The sequence below is a fragment of the Alteromonas sp. 4NH20-0104 genome, from assembly GCF_057547795.1.
On sequence record NZ_BAAJLP010000085.1, the window covers coordinates 1 to 411 of the forward strand.

1 pseudogene is annotated in these 411 nt (G+C 50.4%); it reads left to right on the forward strand.

Annotated elements, in window-relative coordinates:
- Positions 1–411 (forward strand): annotated as a pseudogene (locus AC27IB_RS23520) (IS3 family transposase); the annotation flags it as partial.

Consider the following 411-nt stretch of genomic DNA (forward strand, 5'->3'; position numbering starts at 1 on the left):
CTGGAAGCCCGCGTTAATCGCCTGGAACGAGAAAAAACTATACTAAAAAAGGCTACTGCTCTCTTGATGTCCGACGACCTGAAATCCACGCGCTGATAGACCGGTTGAGGGAGCATGAATCAACAGAATTGGTCTGTTCAGCGTTAGGTGTTGGTGTCAGTAGTTATTACGAACGACGAAAGCGCCAGCGCCTGATTGGTGCTAAGCGGCGTATTCTGCGCGCCAGAGTGAAGCGTCTGTTCGATAAAAGTCGTCAGTCCGCGGGCACTCGAACACTTGTTGAGATGCTTCGCGATGAAGGCATTACCATGGGCCGTTTCAAAGTAGGTCGGTTGATGAAAGAACAAGGACTGCTGAGTAAGCAGCCGGGCAAACATGCTTATAAAAACGTCCAGGTTGAACGGCCCGATA